Annotated in this window: 23 protein-coding genes; 12 read left to right on the top strand and 11 right to left on the bottom strand. The window is 59.1% G+C overall.

Annotated features, from left to right (window positions below; genetic code table 11):
* Positions 1 to 404: 404 nt before the first annotated feature.
* Together clpX and clpP are read right to left on the bottom strand one after the other, a co-directional pair.
* Positions 405 to 1,682 (bottom strand): ATP-dependent Clp protease ATP-binding subunit ClpX, encoded by a 1,278-nt coding sequence (gene clpX, locus I8E17_RS04800; protein ID WP_047627083.1) that lies wholly within the window; start codon positions 1,680 to 1,682, stop codon positions 405 to 407.
* A gap of 298 nt (positions 1,683 to 1,980) precedes the next feature.
* A complete protein-coding gene (gene clpP, locus I8E17_RS04795; RefSeq protein WP_015339477.1) occupies positions 1,981 to 2,613 on the bottom strand; it encodes an ATP-dependent Clp endopeptidase proteolytic subunit ClpP in 633 nt (210 codons plus the stop codon).
* A 411-nt stretch (positions 2,614 to 3,024) separates the two neighbouring features.
* On the opposite strand from clpP, the gene I8E17_RS04790 reads away from it, so the two are divergent.
* The gene (locus I8E17_RS04790) at positions 3,025 to 4,269 is read left to right on the top strand and encodes a GGDEF domain-containing protein (RefSeq protein WP_229002102.1); all 1,245 of its coding nucleotides are present in this window, start codon (positions 3,025 to 3,027) and stop codon (positions 4,267 to 4,269) included.
* A gap of 141 nt (positions 4,270 to 4,410) precedes the next feature.
* Here I8E17_RS04790 and pstB read toward each other — a convergent pair whose 3' ends face one another.
* The 7 genes from pstB to I8E17_RS04755 all read right to left on the bottom strand — a co-directional run bounded on the left by pstB (position 4,411) and on the right by I8E17_RS04755 (position 10,828).
* On the bottom strand, positions 4,411 to 5,247 hold the full coding sequence (gene pstB, locus I8E17_RS04785) for a phosphate ABC transporter ATP-binding protein PstB (protein WP_083258379.1): 837 nt from the start codon (positions 5,245 to 5,247) through the stop codon (positions 4,411 to 4,413).
* Positions 5,248 to 5,276: 29 nt separating this feature from the next.
* Positions 5,277 to 6,128 (bottom strand): phosphate ABC transporter permease PstA, encoded by an 852-nt coding sequence (gene pstA, locus I8E17_RS04780; RefSeq protein ID WP_069616288.1) that lies wholly within the window; start codon positions 6,126 to 6,128, stop codon positions 5,277 to 5,279.
* Positions 6,129 to 6,138: 10 nt separating this feature from the next.
* Positions 6,139 to 7,110 carry a phosphate ABC transporter permease subunit PstC gene (pstC, locus tag I8E17_RS04775; protein WP_069616287.1) on the bottom strand — a complete coding sequence of 324 codons (972 nt, stop codon included), beginning with the start codon at positions 7,108 to 7,110 and terminating at the stop codon, positions 6,139 to 6,141.
* A 75-nt stretch (positions 7,111 to 7,185) separates the two neighbouring features.
* Positions 7,186 to 8,211 carry a phosphate ABC transporter substrate-binding protein PstS gene (gene pstS, locus I8E17_RS04770; RefSeq protein ID WP_069616286.1) on the bottom strand — a complete coding sequence of 342 codons (1,026 nt, stop codon included), beginning with the start codon at positions 8,209 to 8,211 and terminating at the stop codon, positions 7,186 to 7,188.
* 253 nt (positions 8,212 to 8,464) lie between these two features.
* Entirely contained in the window at positions 8,465 to 8,809 is a 345-nt protein-coding gene (locus I8E17_RS04765) for a cupin domain-containing protein (RefSeq protein ID WP_069616285.1), read from the bottom strand.
* A gap of 137 nt (positions 8,810 to 8,946) precedes the next feature.
* Complete coding sequence (locus I8E17_RS04760; protein ID WP_069616284.1) at positions 8,947 to 10,230, bottom strand: O-acetylhomoserine aminocarboxypropyltransferase; 1,284 nt, start codon at positions 10,228 to 10,230, stop codon at positions 8,947 to 8,949.
* A 169-nt stretch (positions 10,231 to 10,399) separates the two neighbouring features.
* A complete protein-coding gene (locus I8E17_RS04755) occupies positions 10,400 to 10,828 on the bottom strand; it encodes a CoA-binding protein (RefSeq protein WP_069616283.1) in 429 nt (142 codons plus the stop codon).
* A 113-nt stretch (positions 10,829 to 10,941) separates the two neighbouring features.
* Between I8E17_RS04755 and I8E17_RS04750 the strand changes: the two genes are divergently transcribed.
* From I8E17_RS04750 to I8E17_RS04710, 9 genes are all read left to right on the top strand, one after another.
* Positions 10,942 to 11,268, top strand: a complete 327-nt coding sequence (locus I8E17_RS04750) for a hypothetical protein (protein WP_069616282.1) — start codon at positions 10,942 to 10,944, stop codon at positions 11,266 to 11,268.
* Positions 11,269 to 12,091: 823 nt separating this feature from the next.
* Complete coding sequence (locus I8E17_RS04745) at positions 12,092 to 12,928, top strand: EamA family transporter (protein WP_069616281.1); 837 nt, start codon at positions 12,092 to 12,094, stop codon at positions 12,926 to 12,928.
* 238 nt (positions 12,929 to 13,166) lie between these two features.
* The gene (rplM, locus tag I8E17_RS04740; RefSeq protein ID WP_069616280.1) at positions 13,167 to 13,631 is read left to right on the top strand and encodes a 50S ribosomal protein L13; all 465 of its coding nucleotides are present in this window, start codon (positions 13,167 to 13,169) and stop codon (positions 13,629 to 13,631) included.
* A 2-nt stretch (positions 13,632 to 13,633) separates the two neighbouring features.
* Positions 13,634 to 14,104 carry a 30S ribosomal protein S9 gene (rpsI, locus tag I8E17_RS04735; protein WP_069616279.1) on the top strand — a complete coding sequence of 157 codons (471 nt, stop codon included), beginning with the start codon at positions 13,634 to 13,636 and terminating at the stop codon, positions 14,102 to 14,104.
* Between the two features lie 140 nt (positions 14,105 to 14,244).
* Entirely contained in the window at positions 14,245 to 14,508 is a 264-nt protein-coding gene (locus tag I8E17_RS04730; RefSeq protein WP_069616278.1) for a hypothetical protein, read from the top strand.
* 66 nt (positions 14,509 to 14,574) lie between these two features.
* Complete coding sequence (locus tag I8E17_RS04725) at positions 14,575 to 14,952, top strand: antibiotic biosynthesis monooxygenase (protein WP_069616277.1); 378 nt, start codon at positions 14,575 to 14,577, stop codon at positions 14,950 to 14,952.
* Positions 14,933 to 15,886: an agmatinase gene (speB, locus tag I8E17_RS04720; RefSeq protein WP_069616276.1), complete on the top strand. Its 954-nt coding sequence runs from the start codon at positions 14,933 to 14,935 to the stop codon at positions 15,884 to 15,886. The genes I8E17_RS04725 and speB overlap by 20 nt, the downstream gene beginning before the upstream one ends.
* Positions 15,887 to 16,023: 137 nt before the next feature.
* Positions 16,024 to 16,956, top strand: a complete 933-nt coding sequence (argC, locus tag I8E17_RS04715) for an N-acetyl-gamma-glutamyl-phosphate reductase (RefSeq protein ID WP_069616275.1) — start codon at positions 16,024 to 16,026, stop codon at positions 16,954 to 16,956.
* Positions 16,957 to 17,382: 426 nt separating this feature from the next.
* Positions 17,383 to 18,699 carry a DUF2778 domain-containing protein gene (locus I8E17_RS04710; RefSeq protein ID WP_069616274.1) on the top strand — a complete coding sequence of 439 codons (1,317 nt, stop codon included), beginning with the start codon at positions 17,383 to 17,385 and terminating at the stop codon, positions 18,697 to 18,699.
* A 23-nt stretch (positions 18,700 to 18,722) separates the two neighbouring features.
* Here I8E17_RS04710 and I8E17_RS04705 read toward each other — a convergent pair whose 3' ends face one another.
* The gene (locus tag I8E17_RS04705; protein WP_069616273.1) at positions 18,723 to 19,826 is read right to left on the bottom strand and encodes a COX15/CtaA family protein; all 1,104 of its coding nucleotides are present in this window, start codon (positions 19,824 to 19,826) and stop codon (positions 18,723 to 18,725) included.
* A 112-nt stretch (positions 19,827 to 19,938) separates the two neighbouring features.
* On the opposite strand from I8E17_RS04705, the gene I8E17_RS04700 reads away from it, so the two are divergent.
* Together I8E17_RS04700 and I8E17_RS04695 are read left to right on the top strand one after the other, a co-directional pair.
* Positions 19,939 to 20,148, top strand: a complete 210-nt coding sequence (locus I8E17_RS04700) for a DUF2842 domain-containing protein (protein ID WP_069616272.1) — start codon at positions 19,939 to 19,941, stop codon at positions 20,146 to 20,148.
* Positions 20,149 to 20,283: 135 nt separating this feature from the next.
* On the top strand, positions 20,284 to 21,540 hold the full coding sequence (locus I8E17_RS04695; RefSeq protein WP_069616271.1) for a GNAT family N-acetyltransferase: 1,257 nt from the start codon (positions 20,284 to 20,286) through the stop codon (positions 21,538 to 21,540).
* Here I8E17_RS04695 and I8E17_RS04690 read toward each other — a convergent pair whose 3' ends face one another.
* Positions 21,541 to 23,796 carry a Wzz/FepE/Etk N-terminal domain-containing protein gene (locus I8E17_RS04690; protein ID WP_069616270.1) on the bottom strand — a complete coding sequence of 752 codons (2,256 nt, stop codon included), beginning with the start codon at positions 23,794 to 23,796 and terminating at the stop codon, positions 21,541 to 21,543. It lies immediately after the preceding gene.
* Positions 23,797 to 23,876: the final 80 nt, after the last annotated feature.

Raw genomic sequence — 23,876 nt, 5'->3', positions numbered from 1 at the left:
CGTCCCGTTCCCGGGCTCTCTGCCGGCTGGGGGAGTTAGCCGGCTCTCTCACTTGGTAAACAAGTGGAGCTTCACACTGCCTATTTCAAGTCACAGGAAACGCCCGCCACGAGGCAACGATCCCGCATGTCTGCAAGAAGGAACGCAACAACAAAACACCAAAGCCCGACAACTCGAACACTGCCGGCGACGCTAAGATCCGAAGAAAAAACGCCGGGCCTGCGCCCCATTCGCCTCATGCTCCAGAATCATGCCATCATGGCCGCAGCAGGGGCTCTTCACAACCGGTTTCGACGGCATTCCCATAAGCTTATCCAAGACTTTATCAGCAAACCGTGCGATTTTTCAAACAGAAAGGGGCTCGTCGATGACGAGCCCCCGATTCGTGATCACGGATGGTGGGATCAAGCCGTTGCGTTGGCCTTTTCCTCCTGCCGGTCGGCATAAATGTAGAGCGGACGGGCGGAGCCACGAACCACTTCCTCGGAAATGACCACTTCGCGCACGCCTTCCAGGGCCGGCAGCTCGAACATGGTGTCGAGGAGGATCTTCTCCATGATGGAGCGCAGACCGCGGGCGCCCGTCTTGCGAACGATCGCCTTACGGGCGATTTCGCGCAGAGCATCCTCGTGGAAGGTCAGTTCAACGTCTTCCATCTCGAACAGGCGCTGATACTGCTTCACCAGCGCGTTCTTCGGCTCGGAAAGGATCTGGATCAGCGCGTCTTCGTCGAGGTCTTCCAGCGTCGCCAGAACGGGCAGACGGCCGATGAATTCCGGGATGAGGCCGAATTTCACCAGATCCTCCGGCTCCAGCTCGCGCAGCACTTCGCCGACGCGGCGGTCATCCGGCGCCTTGACGGTCGCGCCGAAACCGATCGAGGTCTTCTCGCCGCGGGCGGAGATGATCTTGTCGAGGCCGGCAAACGCGCCGCCGCAGATGAAGAGGATGTTGGTCGTGTCCACCTGCAGGAATTCCTGCTGGGGATGCTTGCGGCCGCCTTGCGGGGGAACCGAAGCCACCGTGCCTTCCATGATCTTCAAAAGCGCCTGCTGCACGCCCTCACCCGAGACGTCGCGCGTGATCGACGGGTTGTCCGACTTGCGGGAAATCTTGTCGACTTCGTCGATGTAGACGATACCGCGCTGCGCGCGCTCGACGTTGTAGTCGGCGGCCTGTAGCAGCTTGAGGATGATGTTTTCGACGTCTTCGCCAACGTAACCTGCTTCGGTCAGTGTCGTCGCATCGGCCATGGTGAAGGGAACGTCGATGATGCGGGCGAGCGTCTGGGCAAGATAGGTCTTGCCACAGCCGGTCGGGCCGACGAGCATGATGTTCGACTTCGCCAGCTCAACGTCACCGTTCTTCGATGCGTGAGCGAGCCGCTTGTAATGGTTGTGAACGGCTACGGAGAGGATCTTCTTCGCCTGCCGCTGGCCGATGACGTATTCGTCAAGAACCTTGATGATGTCCTGCGGGGTCGGAACGCCGTCACGGGACTTCACCATCGAGGATTTGTTTTCCTCGCGGATGATGTCCATGCATAGCTCGACGCACTCGTCGCAGATGAATACGGTCGGTCCGGCAATCAACTTCCGGACTTCATGCTGGCTCTTACCGCAGAACGAACAATAAAGCGTGTTCTTTGAGTCGCCGCCGTTGCTGCCGCTGACTTTGCTCATATCACTTTCCTTCCAGCACGCCGCAAATTTCCAGCTTGAAATCGCGGTCCACTCTATGCGCCCGCCGGACCTGCCCCTCGTTTGCAGATCGCGGCGCCCTTCAGGGTACTGAACGCAGGCCAGGCACCCAAACCGGAACTGCGTGGCAACGAATCCCCCTTCGAATGCCGAATGCTATGTCACAAAAACGCTACATAGCATTAATGCGTACTATTACCGCGTTCCGCTCCACATTAAACCCCTATTCGATCACAAATGGGATAGAACTGTGGCGTAGAAGTCACCGCCTAGTGGATAATCACGAGGCGGTTTCACCTTCTATTTCAGTACGCGACGTCAGCACCTTGTCGATCAGACCCCATTCCTTGGCCTCATCCGAAGACATGAAATGGTCACGATCGAGCGTCTGCTCGACCTCTTCATAGGTCCGGCCGCAATGCTTGACGTAAACTTCATTGAGACGGCGCTTCATCTTGATGATGTCGCGCGCGTGGCGCTCGATGTCCGAAGCCTGGCCCTGAAAGCCGCCCGAGGGCTGGTGAACCATGATGCGGGAATTCGGCGTTGCGAAACGCATGTCCTTGTCGCCGGCGGCCAGAAGCAGCGATCCCATCGAGGCAGCCTGGCCGATGCAGAGCGTCGAAACGGCCGGCTTGATGAACTGCATCGTATCGTAGATCGCCATGCCGGCGGTCACAACGCCGCCCGGCGAATTGATATAGAGCGCGATTTCCTTCTTCGGGTTTTCGGCCTCGAGGAACAGAAGCTGGGCGCACACCAGCGTTGCCATATGGTCTTCGACCGGTCCGGTCAGGAAAATGATGCGTTCCTTCAGCAGGCGGGAATAAATATCGTAAGACCGTTCCCCGCGGTTGGTCTGCTCGACAACCATCGGCACCAGAGCCATAGCTGTATCGACTGGATTTCTCATGTGCGTCCTTTATCAAACTTGCCCCGGCGACGGAAACGCCGGGAATCGGAGTAAAAATCCTTTACTCCTACATAGAGTGTCCCTGCCCTGCACTTCAAGACGCCCGAAAGCATAACGTCAAAAAGCACTCATGCCCCACGAAACGTTCACAAAGCATTTCTAACCACGGCTCCTCGAATGCCAAGACGCCGTAGCGACGCACCATCCGCTACCCACTACAATTCGCGGCCGCAAGGTGAAGGAAACATGAAGGTCCGTTTCAGGCCGAGATACATCTCTAGCAGAGGCAAAATTTACCAACGCACTTAAGGAACTTGCCATCTTATTGAGCAAGGATGAAACGATCGCGGAGATCGTCGCACAGTTTGCGCCGACGGCCGAAAACAGCGGAGACGTCCGATCGTGCTGAACATGACCACAGGCCTCACCATCTGGTGCTCGGAAGCCATAACCCTGGCGACCGTTCTCCTTCTTGCCTGGAGGCATGATCGCAAATCCCCAGCCTATTTGATCTGGGCACTGGGCTTCACCGTCAGCGCTGTGGGATTCGCCTTGGTGGCTGCCCGAGGCCTCATCCTCGACATTTTGTCGATCCAGATCGGCAATGCCGTGGCCCTGCTCGGCGAGAGCGCGTGGATCGTCGGATTTCGCGTCATGGACAAGCGCAGGCTGGAATGGTCGGCATTCCTGCCGCCGGCCATCTGGCTCGTCGGCGTCAGCCTTCCCTGGGTCACTAGCAATTTCGCCAATCGCGTCATCGTCTATGACCTAGCCGGCGCAGTCGGCGCGACCTTGCTTGCCTTCGCTGTGCATCCAGGAGACGGCCGACGGGAGCCGGCACGCGGGCAACTCGGTATCGTCTTCGTGGCACTCGCCTGCTTCTGTTTCGGCTCGGCTCTCTGGATGGTGCTTGCTGCCCCTTCGCTGGACGAGGCCATGATCTATCGTGGCTACATGGCGCTTGGCTACGGGCTGCTCATCATCATCGCCATCGTTCTCAACGGCAAGCTTCTCATGGAGCGCGCCGAGCGCCGCTGGCGGGCAATATCCATCACCGATACTTTGACGGGAGTTCTGAACCGGCGCGGGCTTCAGGAAAGCTACGAGATTCTCGTCGGAAAGGGGCAGCAACAACCGCAAAAGCTTGCCGCCCTGCTATTCGACCTCGATCATTTCAAAAAGATAAACGACCGCCATGGCCACCAGGCGGGCGATGCGGTTCTGGTCGAATTTGCCCGCATCGCTCGTCAATTCGTGCCGCGTAGCGGTGCATTCGGCCGAATGGGCGGTGAGGAATTCGTCGCCTTCGTTCCGATAGACGAGCAGTCGCAGGCCGAAGCGCTGGCGGAAACCATCCGCGCCGATTTCTGCCGCGTGCCGCTGCTTGCCGGCCGGACGCTGGTGCCGGCAACCGTCAGCATCGGCGTTTCGATCATGCCGCACGATACCGTCAGCTGGGATCGTCTTGTCTCTTTCGCAGACCGTGCGCTTTACGCCGCGAAACGCGCGGGCCGCAACTGCACCATCCTCTTCAACGAAACCGAGACTGCCGGGGAGCCTGACGCAACATCTGCGGCGGACGACGGCGAACTTGTGCCAACTCTCGATGACCAGATCCATGCCTTGCGGCGGATGGGTACGCTTGCGAGGATGTGACCGGCTTGTTCGCTAATCCACCAGCCATAGGCCTTGAGCAGACTAAGTTGCGCAGCCACCCGACAAGGCGACCATTCTCAAACGCAAAAGACGCGCCTGAACGGCGCGCCTTCGCAAATTGTGCGGCAATGTCCAGCCGTATCAGCCGTAACGACCGGTGATATAGTCTTCCGTGCGCTTGACCTTCGGCGCCTGGAAGATCTGTTCGGTCGCGCCGTATTCGATCAGTTCGCCCAGATACATGAAGGCGGTGCTGTCGGAGATGCGGCTTGCCTGCTGCATGTTGTGCGTGACGATGACGATGGTGAAATCGCCCTTCAGCTGCGACACCAGTTCCTCGACCTTGGCGGTCGAAATCGGGTCCAGCGCCGAGGTGGGCTCATCGAGCAGGAGGACTTCGGGACGAATGGCGATGGCGCGAGCGATGCAGAGACGCTGCTGCTGGCCGCCGGAAAGGCCAAGTCCGCTCTGGTGCAGCTTGTCCTTCACTTCGCTCCACAGCGCCGTTTCCGTTAGCGCCGCTTCGACGCGGGCGTCCATTTCCGCCTTGGAAATCTTCTCGTAGAGGCGGATGCCGAACGCGACGTTCTCATAGATGGACATCGGAAACGGCGTCGGCTTCTGGAACACCATGCCGACCTTGGCGCGCAGATCGTTGAGATCGACGTCCTTGGTGAGGATGTTGCGGCCATCCAGCAGGATCTCGCCGGCAACCGTCTGACCCGGGTAAAGATCATACATGCGGTTGAAGGTGCGCAGCAGCGTGGACTTGCCGCAACCCGAAGGGCCGATGAAGGCAGTGACCGCATTCTTGCGGATATTCATATTCACGCTCTTCAGAACGCGATGGCCGTTCTGATAGGTGAAATCGAGGTTCTTCACCTCGAGCTTCGCGAGCGCACCGAGATCCGACTGGGAAGCGGCGTCCTTCCCCTGCTGTGCGTTGACGCTCTGGAAATTGCTGTCGCTCATGTTCATGGTCTCATTCCTATCGTTCGACGGCTGCGTCATTGGCGGCGCCCACTCAAGACACGGGCGAGGATATTCAGGGCAAGGATGGCGACGGTGATGATCAGCGCGCCGGCCCAGGCCAGTTGTTTGAGATCCTCGCCGGGATCGGCGGCAAGCGTGTTGATGGCAACCGGCAGCGTGGCGATCGGACCGGTCAGGCCCGTATTCATGAATTTGCTGTAGCCGGCGGTGAAGAGAAGCGGTGCAGTCTCGCCGCTGATGCGGGCGATGGCCAGCAGGATGCCGGTGAGAATACCGGTCCAGGCGGAACGGTAGATCACCATCATCATGGACTTCCAGCGCGGCGCACCGAGCGCGGCAGTCGCCTCGCGAAGCGCATTCGGCACCAGTAACAGCATGTCCTGCGTCGTCCGGTTGACAACCGGGAGAGCGATCAGCGCCAATGCAAGGATGCCCGCGATGGCAGAGTTGCCGTGCATCGGCACGACCACGGCACCGTAGACGAACACGCCGACGATGATCGAGGGTGCGGACAGCAGAATGTCGTTGATGAACTTGGCGGCCTCGGCAAGCTTGGTGCCGTTGGCATATTCCACGAGGTAGGTGCCGGCGAGAATGCCGATCGGCGCTGCGATCAGGATGGCGCAGCCGGTGACCAGCACCGTACCGTAGATTGCGTTGATCAGACCGCCGCGCGAGCCCTGGGCTGGGATCGACATGGTGAATACATCGAGGCTGAGCGCCGATACACCGCGATAAACCAGGCTTACAAGGATGACGCTCAGAAAGAACATGCCGAGAATGGCCGCGAGGAAGGACAGGGCCATCATCACCTTGTTCTTCGTATAACGCCTGGATACGAGATTCTGACGAACTGCATTTTCCATGGTTTCTTCCTCAGAGCGAGTCGCCGCGGCCGATCATCCATCTCGCCACTGCAAGCACGCAGAAGGAAAGGACGAACAGGAGCAGGCCGAGCGCAATCAGGCTCGACAATTGCAGACCGTCGGCATCGCCGAAGTTGTTCGCGATTTGGGCGGAAATGGTGGTGGACGGCGAAATGATCGACGATTGCAGACGGCTTACCGAGCCAACGACGAAGGTCACGGCCATGGTTTCGCCAAGCGCGCGGCCGAGGCCAAGCATGATGCCGCCGACGAGGCCACGGCGTGTATAAGGGATCAGGATGTGGCGGGCCACTTCCCATGTCGTCATGCCCATGCCGTAAGCGGATTCGCGCAGCATCGGCGGAACGGTGCTGAACACGTCGCGGGAGATTGCGGTGATGAACGGCAGGATCATGACGGCGAGCACGAGGCTTGCCGTCAGCAGGCCGACGCCCGGGGCCGGCGGCTGGAACAGCAGACCGATCAACGGCACCTGGCCGATCGTCGCGATCAGGAAGGGCAGGATATAGTTCTGCATCAGCGGCACGAGAATGAACAGACCGACGATGCCATAGATAATGGAGGGAACGCCCGCCAGAAGCTCGATGGCCGTGCTGATCGGACGGCGCAGGCTGCCGGGGCAAAGCTCCGTAAGGAAGATGGCGATGCCGATGCCCAGGGGAACGGCAATCAGCATGGCGATGAACGAACTTACCAGCGTGCCGACGACAGCCGGCACGGCGCCGTAAATATCGGCCGGCGCGCTCCATTTGGTGCCCCAAAGGAACGACAAGCCAAAGGCCTGAAATGTCGGCAATGCGTCAATGACAAGAACCACGAGGATTGCCAGCAGCAGCAGCACGACGAGAACAGCCGAGCTAAGCGTCATCAAATAGAAAATCCGATCCTGGATTCGGAATTTTCTGGTCGCGGCGGAAGTATTCACAGCCTGGAAGCCCGCTATCTGTGTCGCGTCAGCCATCGATTTCCCCTTGTCCTGTCACGAAAGGCGGACAGGGAAATTCCCTGCCCGCCGCAACTTTTCGCCTAGCGCAAATTACTTCGTGCCGAAGTCCGTCTTCCAAGACTTCTCGACGATCTCGACAACATTGTCCGGGATCGCGAGATAAGACAGGGCGGTGGCGTCCTTCTGGCCATGCTCATAGGACCACTTGAAGAACTTCAGGGCCTCTTCGTTCTTAGCAGCATCGGCCGGCTTCTTGTAGAGCAGAACCCAGGTCGAAGCAGCAATCGGCCAGCTCTTTTCGCCCGGCTGATTGGTGATGATCAGGTTGAAGTTCTTGGCCTTGGCCCAATCAGCGTTGGAAGCGGCAGCCTTGAAGGTTTCCAGGCTCGGCTCGATAACCTTGCCGGCAGCGTTCTTCATCTTCGCGAAACCGATGTGGTTGGCGACGACGTAGGAATATTCAACGTAAGAGATCGAACCAGCCGTCTGGTTGACGGTGGTGGAAACACCTTCCGAGCCCTTGGCGCCGAAGCCGACCGGCCATTCAACAGCCGTGTTCGAGCCAACCTTTTCCTTCCACTCCGGCGAAACCTTCGACAGGTAGTCGGTGAAGTTGAAGGTCGTGCCCGAGCTGTCGGCGCGGTAAACGACCGAGATCGGCGTGGACGGCAGCTTTACATCGGGGTTGAGAGCCTTGATGGCTGCATCGTCCCACTTGGCGATCTTGCCAAGGAAGATATCGGCCAGCGTCTTGCCGTCGAGAACGAGTTCGCCCGGCTTTACGCCTTCGACGTTATAGGAAACGACGATACCGCCGGAGATCATCGGAAACTGGGCAATGCCGTTCTTCTCGAGGTCGGCGTCGCTCATCGGCTTGTCCGAAGCGCCGAATACGATGGTCTTGTCGAGGAGCTGCTTGATGCCGGCGCCCGAACCGACCGACTGATAGTTGACGACATTGTTCGTCGCAGCCTTGTAGCCTTCGGCCCACTTGGAAAGAACCGGTGCAATGAAGCTCGAGCCGGCGCCCGTAATGTCGGCAGCGGAGGCCGAAGCGGACATAGCCGCGATGAGGCCTGCAGTCAGGCAAAGCGAACGGAGTTTCAGGTTAAGCATAGTAGACTCACTTCCTCAAGTGAATGAAAGGATGGCGAGCAGAAGATCGGCGCGAGGTCCCCATGGTAAACGAACCTCCCCGCCTGAAATCTCCCGGCGACAGACTTGGCTCTAAAGACGCATTGTTTCAGTTTGATGACAGTTTAATGAAGCGGCAGTGACACAACCTGCGGCAATCATCGCGGCCATTGCGGAACGGCAGGAAATGAAGGGCGCATGGACGCGAACTTCATGTCCTTATTCAAGAGCATCGTCAAAGACGGATCACGTAATCCTTGCGAGTCGTTTCAATCACTTCCCAGGTCCCCTTGAAGCCCGGCTTCAAGATAAGGCGGTCGCCTGCACGCAGATGAAAGGCTTCGCCGTCCTCACCCGTCACAATAGAATAGCCGAAGAGGATATGGAAATATTCCCATTCGTCATAGACGATTCTCCATTTGCCTGGAGTTGCTTCCCATATGCCGGCATAGAGGCCACTTTCGGCCTCATCCATGTTCCACGTTCGGAAGATCGGGGAACCCGAAATGAGACGATCCGCTGCAGGCGCTCCGAGTTCGGGCTCAACGCCATCGACATTCAGTTGCACATAGGCTGCCACTCAGATCTCCCGCCGGTCACGCTTCGCCAAGAAAAAAGAAGTCCGCGACCGCCAACCGGCGAGCGCGGACCGAGACAAACATGAAATGTGCCGAGATCAAAGAACCCGGACCGCATTTTCGCTTTCCAAGACCGCCCTCAGATTTTGGCCAGCGCCTGTTCCAGGTCGGCGATGATGTCCTTGACGTCCTCGATGCCGATCGACAAACGCACGACATCCGGGCCGGCACCGGCGGCAACCTTCTGCTCGTCAGTCAACTGTTTGTGGGTCGTCGAGGCGGGATGGATGACGAGCGAACGCGTATCGCCGATATTGGCGAGATGCGAAAAGAGCTCCAGGCCCTCGACCAGCCCCTTGCCTGCTTCATAACCACCCGTCAGTCCGAAGGTGAAGACCGAGCCCGCGCCTTTCGGTGAGTAACGCTGCTGGAGGGCATGGTTCGGATCGTCTTCCAGGCCGGAATAGTTCACCCATGCCACCTTTTCCTGCGCTTTCAGCCAACGCGCAACGGCAGCCGCATTGTCGGAATGGCGCTGCATGCGCAATGGCAGCGTCTCGATGCCTGTCAGGATCAGAAAAGCATTGAATGGCGAGATAGCCGGCCCGAGATCGCGCAGGCCCAGCACCCGGCAAGCAATGGCGAAAGCGAAGTTGCCGAAGGTCGAATGCAGAACGACGCCGTTATATTCCGGGCGCGGTGAAGACAGCATGGGATAATTGCCCGAGGCGGACCAGTCGAAAGTGCCGCCGTCGACGATGATACCGCCCATGGAATTGCCGTGGCCACCGAGGAATTTAGTCAGGGAGTGCACGACGATATCGGCGCCATGCTCCAGCGGCCGGATGAGATAGGGGCTTGCAAGGGTGTTGTCGACGATCAGCGGCAGGCCATGCTTATGCGCGATGGCCGCGATCGCGGCGATATCGACGAAGGTGCCGCCGGGATTGGCAAGGCTTTCGATGAAGACGGCGCGGGTGCGGCCATCGATCTGTGATTCGAAAGTTGAGAGATCGGCGGGATCGGCCCAGCGGACCCGCCAGTCGAAATTCTTGAAGGATTGCCCGAACTGATTGACCGAGCCGCCATAGAGCCGCTTGGCCGCAACGAAATTGTCGCCCGGCTGCATGATGGTATGGAAGACGAGCAGCTGTGCCGCATGGCCGGAGGCCACCGCGAGAGCCGCGGTTCCGCCTTCAAGAGCCGCCACCCGCTCTTCCAGCACGGCCTGCGTTGGGTTCATGATGCGCGTGTAGATATTGCCGAACTGCTGCAATCCGAACAGTGCAGCGGCGTGATCCGCATCCTGAAAGACGAAGGATGTCGTCTGATAGATCGGCGTCGCGCGCGCGCCGGTTGCCGGATCCGGCTGCGCGCCGGCATGGATTGCAAGCGTGTCGAAACCTGGGTTGTTTGCTGGCATTTTCTTCCTCCCGCCGGATTTTGTTCGTGACGCGGCAAGCATAATGCCTGGAATATGAAAGTTAACCGCGAACTTTGCAGCACTTTTCCGCTCGCGGAAAAAACTTGCCATCTTTCGCTGAGATCGCGCGATAAACGGCCGGACGCCCTCTATCCCGCATGATCTCGGATCAGGCGACCAGGCGCGGGTATTCGATGGCCGGGCAACGATCCATAACGACCCTCACGCCCGCCGCCTCCGCTCGTGCCGCGGCGGCATCGTCGCGCACGCCGAGCTGCCCCCAGATGACCGGCGGCCGCGGCTCGATCATGATGGTCTCCTCCACCACGGACCGGAGATATTCCGGTGCCCGGAAAACATCGACCATATCCACGGGCTCGGGGATGTCGGCGAGGCGGGCGTACACCCACTGCCCGAGAATTTCCTTGCCGGACTGCCCGGGATTGACGGGGATGACGCGATAGCCCTTGTTCAGAAGATAGGCCATCACGCCGTTGCTCGGACGTGCGGGATTGGGTGAAGCGCCGACGAGCGCGATGGTCCTTACGGACAAGAGGATATCGGCTATATAGGAATCGTCATAACTATCGTGGTTCATCACGAAGCCTCCCACCTCGATCACACCTGCGTTTTGTCACAAATATGGAAACCACAATGGCGGTCTCCGCGTATATATATTGTATTATAACAACTTCAGGGAGGATTACTCTGATGAAAAATTTCATCCTGCTGAGCCTGCTCGTCACTTCGGCCGCGACGCCGGCATTGGCGATTTCGCGATATAGTTCCATGTCCATGACCTGCGCCGAGGCCAGGGCGATCATCAATCGGGAGCGCGCGGTCATCATGCGTTATCCGGCCAGAAGAACACCGAACATGACGCTCTATGATCGCTATGTCGCCGACAGCGGCGCTTGCGATGTGGGCTTTTATGCCTATCAGGATTATCTTCCCACGAAGGATCGCGCCTCCTGTCCGGTCTATATATGCAGGCCGACAACCGACCTCGATGACGATGATTTGATTTTCCGACGCTGATCGCAATAGACTACGGCTGGATATGGCGGACGGCTCACGAGTTCGATACGACCACTGATTGTCCCAGGCACGGTGCATCTTCGGCACTGTGGCCGCGCGCGGGCATTTATCCCGCCTGCGTTCAAGCCCTTCTCCAAAGCGCTTTCATAAATTTTCCCGAAGCCGTAGGATTGCGTTCTCAGGAAATGCAATCTTTGTTCGCTTTTTATTCGCATATAAATTAGAAAATTCGCATAGACAGTCAATTCCAACGAGAACTGAATGCGAACGCGGAACATATGCTATTTCATTATTATGCAACAGAATAATGTTCGAGTTTGCGCGACGATATACCCTGTAAAATTTTGGCTCGACGATTCTATACTTATATCTTATTATGATTTTCATCAGCGGCATCGCGCTCTGCCTGTAATATTTTTCACCTTTGTAGAATTATCCACCCTATTCATGAGGGGAAGAGAGATTGCGCGCGGCGTTTTCGCGTCGATTTTCCCACGCCCGACAACACGCGACGTTGCAGGCGACACAGCCCTCTGTCGTTTTTAAGCAAGAAATGTCTAATGCTACTCTCGCGTTCACAGGACATGCGATATTTGTTCGCGCTTCATACTCCAATAAATTAGTTACTTGTAATGCTGAAAAGAGCGATCTGGAACATAACAAAAACACCATCCTCGGCGCCCGACATGACCGGAGCAAATGAGCAAGCCGTCAGAATGGCCGATATTTCGTTGCTTTTCGATGTATTGCGGATCATATGAGGATCGCACTCCCACAAAATACCAAGCATTGCCATTACGCCTGCCAATTTCCGAGGTTTTCCGTGTCTCTCGACGTTATCGCGCTCGTTCTTTTCGGCGCCCTGCTTCACGCGACGTGGAATGCAATCATCAAGGCCGGAACCGACAAATCGCTCGATGCGGCGCTGGTTTCGGCCGGCGGCGCGGTCGCGGCATTGCCCCTTCTGCCGTTCCTTCCCCTGCCCGCCTCTGCGGCCTGGCCGTTCATCGGTGCCTCGGCCATCCTTCAATTCGCCTATTTCCAGCTGGTGGCGGCCGCTTATCGCGCCGGGGATATCGGGCTCGTCTATCCGCTGATGCGCGGTGTCGCACCACTCATCATTGTCTCGACAAGCAGCTTCATCCTCAAGGAAACGCTTTCGGGCGGCGCATTGATCGGCACCATGACCATTTGTGCCGGCATATTGACGCTTGCCTTCGAGGCCCGAAAGGGGAGCCGCCGGGCGATCGTTCTCGCCCTCGCCAATGCCGTTGTCATCGCGACCTATACCTATGTCGATGGCATCGGCGCGCGGATATCGGACAATTCGGTTTCCTATACTCTATGGATGGCGCTCCTGCCTCCCATTCTCCTTTTTGCCTGGGCGATATCGCAACGCGGCATCAATGCCGTCACCGCCCACGTCCGCTATAACTGGTGGCGCGGGCTTATTGGCGGCGGCGGCTCGATCGCTTCCTACGGGCTGGCATTGTGGGCGATGACCAAGGCGCCGGTCGCCATGGTCGCCGCCTTGCGCGAAACTTCGATCCTCTTCGCTTTGGTGATATCCGTCGTCGTTTTGAAGGAGCGGTCCAGCATCTGGCGCTATATTGCCGGCGCCATTATTGCTGGCGGAGTGCTGGTTTTGCGGCTTGGCTGACGACAAATTATGTCGGTTTTATTTTACCACATAAACAACACATTGATTTTGCTTTATAATTTTTGCAGCCAACCAATCAGGCGATATTGACCCTGACCCTTAATCGATCTATAAGCCGCCGCAGATTGCAGCCTCTCCGGGCTGCTTTCTTTTTGGCCCGCATCCATGCGCGTCAAACCAAGCAACAAGAAACGCCCAGACGCCTTCGGGCCAAGGGTCCTAAAAGAGAGTATGCAACATGGCAACCTTCTCCCAGAAGCCTGCAGAGGTGGAGAAGAAGTGGGTTCTCATCGACGCCGAAGGGCTTGTCGTTGGCCGTCTCGCTTCTATCATCGCAATGCGTCTGCGCGGCAAGCATAAGGCCACCTTCACGCCGCACGTCGACGACGGCGACAACGTCATCGTCATCAACGCCGACAAGGTCGTCCTCACCGGCAAGAAGTACGAAGACAAGGTTTACTACTGGCACACCGGTTATGCCGGCGGCATCAAGGAGCGTACGGCTCGCCAGATCATCGAAGGCCGCTTCCCGGAGCGCGTCGTTGAGAAGGCCGTCGAGCGCATGGTTCCCCGCGGCCCGCTCGGCCGTCGCCAGATGAAGAACCTGCGCGTCTACGCCGGCTCCAACCATCCCCACGAAGCCCAGCAGCCGGTCGTCCTCGACGTCGCCAAGCTGAACAAGAAGAACGTAAGGAGCGCCTGATAATGGCTGACCTCTCCTCCCTGAAGGACCTCGGCACGACGTCGGAAGCAGCTGCTGCTCCGGTACACGTCCGCAAGGTTGACTCGCTCGGCCGCTCCTACGCGACCGGCAAGCGCAAGGACGCCGTAGCCCGCGTATGGGTCAAGGCCGGCTCCGGCAAGATCATCGTCAACGGCAAGGACTACACGGCTTACTTCGCCCGTCCGGTTCTGCAGATGATCCTGCGTCAGCCGATCGTCGCAGCTGCCCGTGATGGCCAGTTCGACATCGTAGCAACCGTAGCCGGCGGCGGCCTGTCCGGTCAGGCCGGTGCCGTTCGTCACGGCCTGTCCAAGGCAATCACCTACTTCGAGCCGGGCCTGCGCTCGGTCCTGAAGAAGGGTGGCTTCCTGACCCGCGACAGCCGCGTTGTCGAACGCAAGAAGTACGGCCGCGCAAAGGCACGCCGTTCCTTCCAGTTCTCCAAGCGTTAATCGCTTATCCGAGATCGGATTTTTGGAAAGGCCGGGTTTTCCTGGCCTTTTTCTTTTACATCACGAGAAAAGATGCAGATCCGCGAAGGCAAGGGGCACATTTTGTGGCAAAGTCCCGATACAAGCACCGGGAGAGTTCAATGCGTGGATTCATCTTTTCGCTTCTGTTTCTGATTGCCAGCGCCGTACCCGTTCTGTGTGACGATGCCCAGCCAGCTCCGCCTGCAGAAACGACGGCGGATATGCAGAGCATGAAGGATTTTCTCCACGCAAATGCCGATTGTCGCGAGTTCAACGATAGCTGCTCCTACTGTGTCGTGACCGATGGGCAGGCCGAGTGTTCCACGCCGCAGATCGCCTGTGTGAAAAAGGCATATCAATGCACCGCTAGATCGGGCAAATAGTCACTGGATCTCGGCTTACAATTCCGGCCTGAATTTACAGATTTGACCGCTCTCCGGAGAAACACCATGAGCAAGAGCACTTCATCGCGTTTCGCGGCCACTCCTGAGCCGCCCTATTACATCGTCACATTCGCCTCGCTCCGCACCGAAGGCGATAACGGCTATGGTTCTATGGGCGAGCGCATGGAAGCACTGGCAAGGGCACAGGACGGCTTTCTTGGGCTTGAAAGCGCGAGAGGTGCCGATGGCTTCGGCATTACCAATTCCTTCTGGCGAGACGAGGAAAGCATTCTTGCCTGGAAGAACGTCATCGCCCATCTGGCGGCGCAGAAACTCGGTCGCGAGCGCTGGTACGAAGAATACAAGGTTCGCATAGCGCGGGTAGAACGTGCTTATGATTTCCGGTTGAGCAAGGGAGACGCGCTTGCCGAGCACCTCGATTGATCACGCCTTCACAGCCGCCAGCCTGATCTCGGCTGCCAGCGACCCGACCTTTGCCGGCGCGCTCTCCTTCATGCGCCGCCGCTTCACCAAATCGCTCGAAGGCGCCGATGCCGTGGTTTGGGGCATCCCCTTCGATGCCGCCACCTCGAACCGGCCGGGAACGCGTTTCGGACCGCAGGCGATCCGCCGTGCGTCGGCCATCTTCGACAATGATCCGCAATATCCGTTCAATCGCGATCTTTTCGCCGAGATGGCCGTCATCGACTATGGCGACTGCCTGCTCGACTACGGCAATCATCAGGAGACACCCGCTGCAATCGAAAGACAGGCGGCCACGATCCTGGACAGCGGCGCCTTCCTGCTGACCCTAGGGGGCGATCACTTCGTCACATGGCCGTTGTTGAAGGCGCATGCCGCCAAGCATGGGCCGCTGGCACTGGTGCAGTTCGACGCCCATCAGGACACCTGGTTCGATGACGGCAAGCGTATCGACCACGGCTCCTTCGTTGCACGCGCCGTACGTGACGGGCTGATCGACCCCGACCGCTCCATCCAGATCGGCATCCGCACGCATGCGCCGGAGGATTTTGGTATCCAGATCCTCTATGGCAATCAGGTTGAAGATATGAGCGCCGGCGATATCGCTTCGACGATCATCTCGCATACCAGGGGCGCATCGACCTATCTCACGTTCGATATCGACTGCCTCGACCCAGCCTATGCCCCGGGCACGGGGACGCCGGTCGCGGGCGGCCCTTCCAGCGCCAAGATCCTGTCGGTGCTGCAGCGGCTGCATCAGCTTGACATCCGGGGTGCCGACGTCGTCGAAGTGTCGCCCGCCTACGACCACGCCGACATCACCGCCATTGCGGGGGCGACCGTGGCGATGTATATGCTCGGTCTCCACGCCGAACGACGTGCGAACGGTCGTTGAGACATGATTTCGGGATAGGCGCGAGGGTTTTCGCAAGTCGTCCTGCCGCTTCAGCAACGACCGTTATGAAATTGAATCAACTGCATGGCAAACTGAGTCCGGAAACACTCTCAACCTATTGAAAGAGCAGGAATAAGATGGCACCGAAAATCTTCATCGATGGCGAACACGGAACCACGGGCTTGCAGATTCGCACGCGCATGGCCGACCGCCGCGATGTCGAGCTGCTGTCCATTCCCGAAGCCGAACGCCGCAACGCCGCCATGCGTGAGGACATGCTGAATAGCGCCGATATCGCCATCCTCTGCCTGCCCGACGACGCGTCGAAGGAAGCGGTGAAGATGGTGGCGGGCAACAACAACGTCCGCGTTATTGACACCTCGACGGCTTTCCGCATTCATCCTGACTGGGCCTATGGCTTTGCCGAAATGGACAGCAACCAGGGTAGCAAGATCAAGGCAGCACGTTTCGTCGCCAATCCCGGCTGCTATCCGACGGGTGCGATCGGTGTCATTCGGCCGCTGCGCGCCGCCGGCATCCTTCCGACGGACTATCCCGTGACGGTCAATGCCGTGTCGGGCTACACGGGCGGCGGCAAGCAACTGATCGCCCAGATGGAAAATCCGGATCATCCGGATGCGATCACCGCGCCGCACTTCCTCTACGGCCTGCCGCTGACCCACAAGCATGTGCCCGAGATGACGACCCACGGCCTGCTGGAGCGCGCGCCAATCTTCTCGCCCTCCGTCGGCCGCTTCCCCCAGGGTATGATCGTACAGGTGCCGCTGCATCTTGGCGATCTCGCGGAAGGCGCGACACTGGAGAGCATTCATGCCGCACTCGTCGAGCATTACGCCGGTCAGGATATCGTTCAGGTCGTTTCGCTCGATGAGAGCCGCGCCCTGCCCCGCGTTAACGCCGTCGAGCTCGCCGGCAAGGACACGATGAAGCTTTTTGTCTTCGGTACGCCAGGTGGCGCGCAGGTCAATCTCGTTGCTCTGCTCGACAATCTCGGCAAGGGCGCATCGGGTGCAGCCGTACAGAACATGGACTTGATGCTGAGCGCCTAACTCAGCCTGACGCGGATCGAAAATCGATAGGGCCTGGCCTGTTTATCCATCGCGATGGATCAGGCCGGGCTTTTTCATGTCAAAAGCAGTTTGCGTAATTTCAGCTCCGCTGCCGTCTTCGGCCTTATTTTTGCCGTTGCTCTAAATTAGCCGATCTGCACGGAAAAGTGAATAACCGTTGGGCTTGCGGCCAATCGTCGGCCGAATTTGCTCTAACGGCTTTGCTGGTCCGAATGGGCGGGACGTTTAAAACTATCCCTTTTTCAATGAATATCCAAGAATGAGCCATCGTAAAGGAATTGGTTACCATAATTCGGCATGCTTCCAGACAGCCGGCAAGTTGGCGACCGAACGCGACTTTCGCGTTAGGGCGCGTGTGCGTTCTTGAGCCGGTTCAGTGTCTGTGTAGTTTGGATAACGAGTATCATGGCGTTCGTGACCGAAACGTTCGGTAACTTCAATTCGCGCTCCGGCTACGCCTCGCGATCGAAAAAATCCTTCAGTATCCGTCCCGGCACCTTGGCCACCGGCGTCGCAGTCGCGGCTTTCGCCTGGGTCGCAGCGACGCTGATGACGACGCAATCGATGGTGCTGTCGCTTCCCGGCGCAGCGGCGCCGGCCGATAATTTCCTGGCGCCCCGCGCATCGGCATTCATCGTTCCGCCAAGCCGCGCGGCCCATCCCGTCCGCTACGCCAGCCAGACGACTTCGCTGCATGGACAGAGCCGCTTCGGCAGCATCGCAGACGCGGATGTTCAAACGAAAGGTGTGGATGCGGACGCGGTTCGACTGCAACTAGCCTATGCGCTTGCACAGCAGACCTCCGAAATGAAACAGGCGCAGGACGTAGCGGCGAGCATCAAGAGCGGTCGTATCGAAGCGGCCGCGGCTTCGCCCGAAAAGATCGATCATCTGCGCAAGGTCATCGCCATAAACTTTGCGACTGCAGTGCAATCGCTGAGCCAAGCAAAGTATGCAGCCGCGCTGATACCTGCCGCAAGTCCTCTAAAAACGACCGAGCAGCCGGCTGCGGTTGCTTCGGCAGCCCCCGCGGTAAGCTTGCCCGCCGTTGCGGAAGCCAAGCCGTTGCCCGCCAAGGACGCCGACATTGCGGTGGCCGAAGCCGTTCTGAACGTCATTCCGGTGGCGCGCCCTGCCCGCGAGACACCGACACCCATGCAGCGCGCCAACGCCACAAGCGCCATCGCCCGGGCAACGAACAGCGAAACGACCGCACAGCCGCCATCGCGCATGATGGCCTATGCCGATCCGGATGACAGTTCCGTGCGCAAGACGAAGCCCTTTATCAACCCGTTTGCCGCAATCAGCCCCGGACCGGGCACAGCGATCTATGACATCGAGGCGAAGACCGTTTATCTGCCGAGCGGCGAGCGTCTCGAGGCCCATTCCGGCCTCGGCCACATGCGTGACAATCCCCGCTATGTCGACCGCAAGAATACCGGCCCGACGCCGCCTGAAACGTATAACCTGACTTATAGGGAGAGCCTGTTCCATGGCGTGCAGGCGCTGCGTCTGACGCCCGCAAACGGCGCTCGCGTCTATGGCCGCGATGGCCTGCTGGCTCACACCTACATGCTCAGAGGCGGCCGTGGCGAATCGAATGGCTGCGTGGTCTTCAAGGATTACAATCGCTTCCTGGCCGCCTTCCGGCGTGGCGAAATCAAGCGATTGAAAGTGGTCTCGCGGATGTCGTCGGCGGCAAGCGTCGCTTCTGCGCGGTAAAAGGATTTGAGGCGCAAAGCGCCTCAATCTCTCACGACGATCGATGTCTGGCGCGGCAGTTCACCATAGAACCCGCGCCAATTGGCAATCGCGAAGCCGAAGACGATCAGGGCGCCGGCCTGATGGGCCAAGGCCAAATGCAGCGGCACGTGCAGCAGCAGCGTCGAAATGCCGAGGATCGCCTGGATCAGCACAAGCACGAAGAGAACGACGGATCGCCGCGCGTGGGTCGTTTGCGCCGCCGCACGCAGCGAGATGATCATGTTGATGGCAACCACTGCGAAGAGCGCATAGGCGCCCAGACGATGAACGAACTGGACCGTCTTCGGATTCTCGAAGAAATTGATCCAGCCCGGCGACTGTATGAAAAGATCACTCGGGATCACTGCACCATCCATCATTGGCCATGTGTTGTAGCTGAGTCCTGCATCGAGACCGGCGACGAGAGCGCCGAGATAGATCTGGAACAGCGCCATGAAAGCGATCAAACCGGCGAGCTTTGCTGAATGACGCGTGGGAGGCGGCTCATTCGAATGCGGCGACAGAGCGCGCATGAACCACATGCAGGCGGCAAAGATCAGACAGGCCGTCACGAGATGCGTCGCAAGGCGATATTGGCTGACGTCGGTGCGCGCTTCCAGTCCCGAGGAAACCATCCACCAGCCGATCGCGCCCTGAAGACCACCGAGTAAGAAAATGCCGGCAAGCGGTAGCCAGAGCTTGCGCTCGACGCGGCCGGTCAGAACGAAGAACAGTAGCGGCAGGCCGAAGATGATACCGATGGTGCGGGCCAGCAGGCGATGCGCCCACTCCCACCAGAAGATGCTCTTGAACTCTTCGACCGTCATATCCTTGTTCAGGATCTGGAATTGCGGGATGCGCTTGTAGAGATCGAATTCGTCCTGCCATTCCTGCGCATTCAGCGGCGGGATGACGCCATGGATCGGCTGCCATTGTGTGATCGACAGGCCGGAATTGGTGAGGCGCGTGGCGCCTCCCACCAGCACGAGAGCGAAGAGAACCAGAAGGACGCAGGCGAGCCAGATGCGGATGGCGCGGCGATTGCGGTCCTGCCGGGCCACTTCTTTCAAAATAGCCTGTTCGGTCATAAAATTAGTGGCAGCCATGGCTTCTCCCTTCGATCAGGCTGTTGATTTGCCCGATGGGCGCGTGCAAAACAAGTCCCGGGAGTTTGCGGCATGCCGTCGCGGCATGTTGTCATAATGAGGAGAAAACCCCGTGCCCCTTCGCCTGCGCAAATTCATTGGCATGATCCTGCTGGTGCTGCTGGTTGCAATCTATGCGATCGTCGCCATGATCGTTGCAGTGCGAACGCTTGCAGATCAACCCGGCTGGGTGCATTTCCTCTATTTCCTTTTCAGCGGCATCATCTGGGTGCTGCCGGCGATGGGCATCATCAAGTGGATGGCCGGCCCGCGCCCGCAATGACGCCCATCCCGGCCCGATTTACACAAGACTAACCCTGATCCGTACCTTGTCCGGCGCGAGTGTCCCATCTTAAGCCAAAAATAAGCCGTTGCACGCCAGACTGCGCCCGAATACCGCCGGAGCGGAGAAGACCGGATGCAGACCCAGACGCGAGATATCGCCGGCATGGCCGCCGAAGCAGCGGATAAGCGGATAGCGTCCATCGAGATGGAGCCTGCCGCCGCCGATCAGTTGCGGGTCGACATCTTCGACAGCATGGCACCGCTCGAAGCCGAATGGCGCGCGCTGGAACGGGACGATCTCAACTCGCTGCACCAGAGCTATGACTGGTGCGCAGCTTGGGTGGAGAACCTCGAACGTCCTCTCGCCATCATCCGGGGCTCGGTCGGCGACCAGGTTGCTTTTATCCTGCCGCTCGAAATCATCCGCAGTCGCGGGACAAGACGAGCCGAGTTCATTGGAGGCCACCATAACAATATCAATACCGGCCTGTTTTCTGCCGAGTTCCTGGCGAATGGAGAGTTGACGGCGGCTCAGACGAGCGCAATCTCGGCGGCTTTGCGCGGCAAGGTGGACGTTGTCATCCTACGCAACGTCCCGCTCGAATGGCGCGGCCGCAAAAGCCCGCTCGCCTCGCTGACGTCGATCGAAAACCAGAACCGTGCCTTTCAGATGCCCTTCCTTGGCAGCTTCGAAGCGAGCCTGAAGCAGGTGAATGCCAAGCGCCGGCGCAAGAAGTTCAAGCATCAGAGCCGGCTTCTCGATGCCAAGGGCGGCTACGAATATGTAATCGCCGGTCCTGACGAGCGGGACGCATTGCTCGATCTGTTCTTCCGGCAGAAGGCGATCCGCTTCGAGGATGCCGGCCTGCCCGATGCGTTCAAGGATGATCGGATCAAGGCTGCGCTGCACGCCATGTTGCGCCGGCGCCAAGGCGATGGCATCGGCGCGACGCTGCAGATGCATGCGCTGCGCCTGAAAGGCGAGCACGAGGGCCATATCCCAGCCATCGCTGCCCTGTCCCGCAAGGGAGATCATGTCATCTGCCAGTTTGCCTCTATCGATGAGGCTCTGGTTGCGGAGGCGAGCCCCGGCGAATTGCTGTTCTGGCTGATGATCGAGCGGCTGCATCGCGAAGGCGTCGCGCTCTTCGATTTCGGTATCGGTGACCAGATTTACAAGCGTTCCTGGTGCCCGATGGAAACGGTGCAATATGATCTCTTCCTGCCCGTCTCAGGCATGGGGCGTCTCGCGGCAATGGCGAACCGGGTCATCACGCGTACGAAGGTCGCGATCAAATCCAATCGCAAGCTCTATTCCTTCATCCAGCGGCTGCGGGCACGACACGGAGCCGGCACCGCATCGGATGATGGAGGCGGCGACGCGGATTGATCAGGCTGCGTCCCGGCGCGTGTCCGGATCATGCTCCTCGCGCCAGCCGGACATTAGAATGATGTGCTCGTAGCCGGCCTTCTGGAATTCCGTCATGGCAGCGATGAACTGGCTTTCGTCAGGCTCGGGCATGGAGAGGATGATTTCCGTCTCCTTGCTGCGCGTCAGCCGTGCGACGCCGGAGACTTCAGCCGCGCCGCATTCCACCAGAACGATGTCATAGGCCGAACCGAGTGCGTCGAGGATCAGCGACAGACGATCGGCGCCGCGCATGGCACGGGCAAGGTCGCTCATGCCCTGCGGCACGAGATGGGCATCCGACAGGCGATCCGGATGGATCGTATCGGCAAAGGCCGCTTCGCCGCACAGCAGGTCGGTTACGCCAGGAAGTTCATCATGCTCTGCCATGAGCCTGGAGGGACATCCGGTGCCGGTCATATCGACCAGCACGATACGGCTCCCCGCATCGGCGATGGTCCGCGCCAGCATGACAGTCGCGGTCGAACCATTATCACCGGTCGGAGATATGGCGATCGCCAGCCGCGAGCCGCTGTCGATCAGATAATCCGCGACGGATTGGATAGAGAAATCCTCCTCTTCCTCCGTCGCGCGAGCAGCCTGCCGGGGTTCATGGTCCGGAGCGGTTGCAGTGCCCGAGGCGGCAGCGGCGTCGGGAGCAATTGCAGTGTCTGCAACCTGAACGGCGATGTCTTCTGGCGGGATCGAAAGCATGCTTGCCGGCGCCTCGGCAGCGCTCGCGCTCGCAACTGCTCGAACCGGAGCAGGTTCGTTGACGGGTTGAGTGCGTTTCGCCGTCTCCAGCACGGCGACATCTTCCCTGCGGGCAGGCCCCACCGGCCGCAATGCACGGCCGCTGAAGAGCTCCGCGAGCATGATAACGATGGCCGTCAGGATAAAGGTGGCGAGGGTGGCGACGATGACAATCGGGCCGACCTTCGGGAAAGAGGGATCGACCGGCTCGACCGCCGTGGAAACGATGCGCGCATCGGCAGGGCTGGAATTCTTGTCGACGCGAGAGGCCGCTTCGCGATAACGGGCAAGATAGGTCTCCAGCAGTTGTCGCTCTGCCGCAGCTTCACGCTCCAGCGCATTGAGGCCCACCTCGTCCTCCCCTGCCCGGGCGCTATCGGCCTTCAGCGTATTCGATTGGGCGAGGAGCTGCTGTTCGCGCAGCTGCGCTACTTTTGCCTCGTTCTCGATGCTTGCCAGAATCCTCTGGGTCTCGCGATCGATCTGCTGACGGATATCGACCAGCTGCGCCCGCAGGCTCTTCAGCCGCGGATGCCCATCCATCAGCGTCGTGGACAGATCCGATATCTGCGACTCGAGATTAGACTGGGTGGCCTTCAGCCGCTGAATGGTTTGCGAGCCTGCAACGTCGGCAAGCGTATCGGTGGAACGGCCGCTGGACAGCGCGCTGCGTACCGCCTGCGCCCTCGCCTCGGCATTGGCCTTGTCACCACGCACCTGCGCCAGCTGCGTCGAGATATCCGCGAGCTGCTGCGTGGCGAAATTGTTGTTCTGACTGGTCTGGAGAAGACCGTTGGCGGAACGATAATCCGCAACCTTCTTTTCCGCCTCGCTGACCTTGTCGCGCAGCTTGGCGATCTCCGGTTCCAGCCAGCGCGTCGCCTCGCTGTTGGAATCGAGCTTGGCGCCGCTCTGCATGGATAGATAGACCTGCGCCATGGCATTCGGCACGCTGGCGGCGAGATCCGGATTGCGGGACGTGAAGCTGATGCCGATCACGCGTGAGCTGTTGATCTGATAGACCTGCAGGCGGCTGTTGAAGGCGTCCAGCATCCGCTCTTCCGGGGCCTTGTCGGCCGCCGCCCGCTTCAGATGCAGCTTGATCAGAATATCAGAGAGAGCAGAACCGTTGTTGCCGGCGGCGAATTCGGGACGATCGTAGAGCTTGAGATTGGTAATGACCTGCTTCACCAGATCCGCCGACTGCAGGATCTGCACCTGGCTGGCAATATTCAACTCGTCCAGCAGCGGGCCAGCACCGGCATCGTTGCCCGATGTCGTCGCCGCAAAGGCAGGCGCACGCTGCTCGATGAGGATGCGGGCTTCGCTGCGATATTCCGGCGACATGACCTTGGCGATCGCGAATGCCGCGCAGGCGCCTGCCAGCGTGATGGCAACGACGCGCACCCGCCGCTGCCAAACAGCGCGAAAGAGCTGAGCGAGATCGATGTCCACATCCTGCTGGGTGTTGTTGACACCGGACATATGCAAAACTCCATAATAGAAAGCCAAAATTAATCGTAAACGACTATGGTAACCCAAGCGTTAATAGTATTTCGTCAGCA

The sequence above is a fragment of the Rhizobium sp. AB2/73 genome (assembly GCF_020871915.1).
GTDB classification, from domain to species: domain Bacteria; phylum Pseudomonadota; class Alphaproteobacteria; order Rhizobiales; family Rhizobiaceae; genus Rhizobium; species Rhizobium dioscoreae.
Note: the sequence above shows the minus strand (reverse complement) of the source record. Positions and strands in the feature narration are given on the sequence as shown.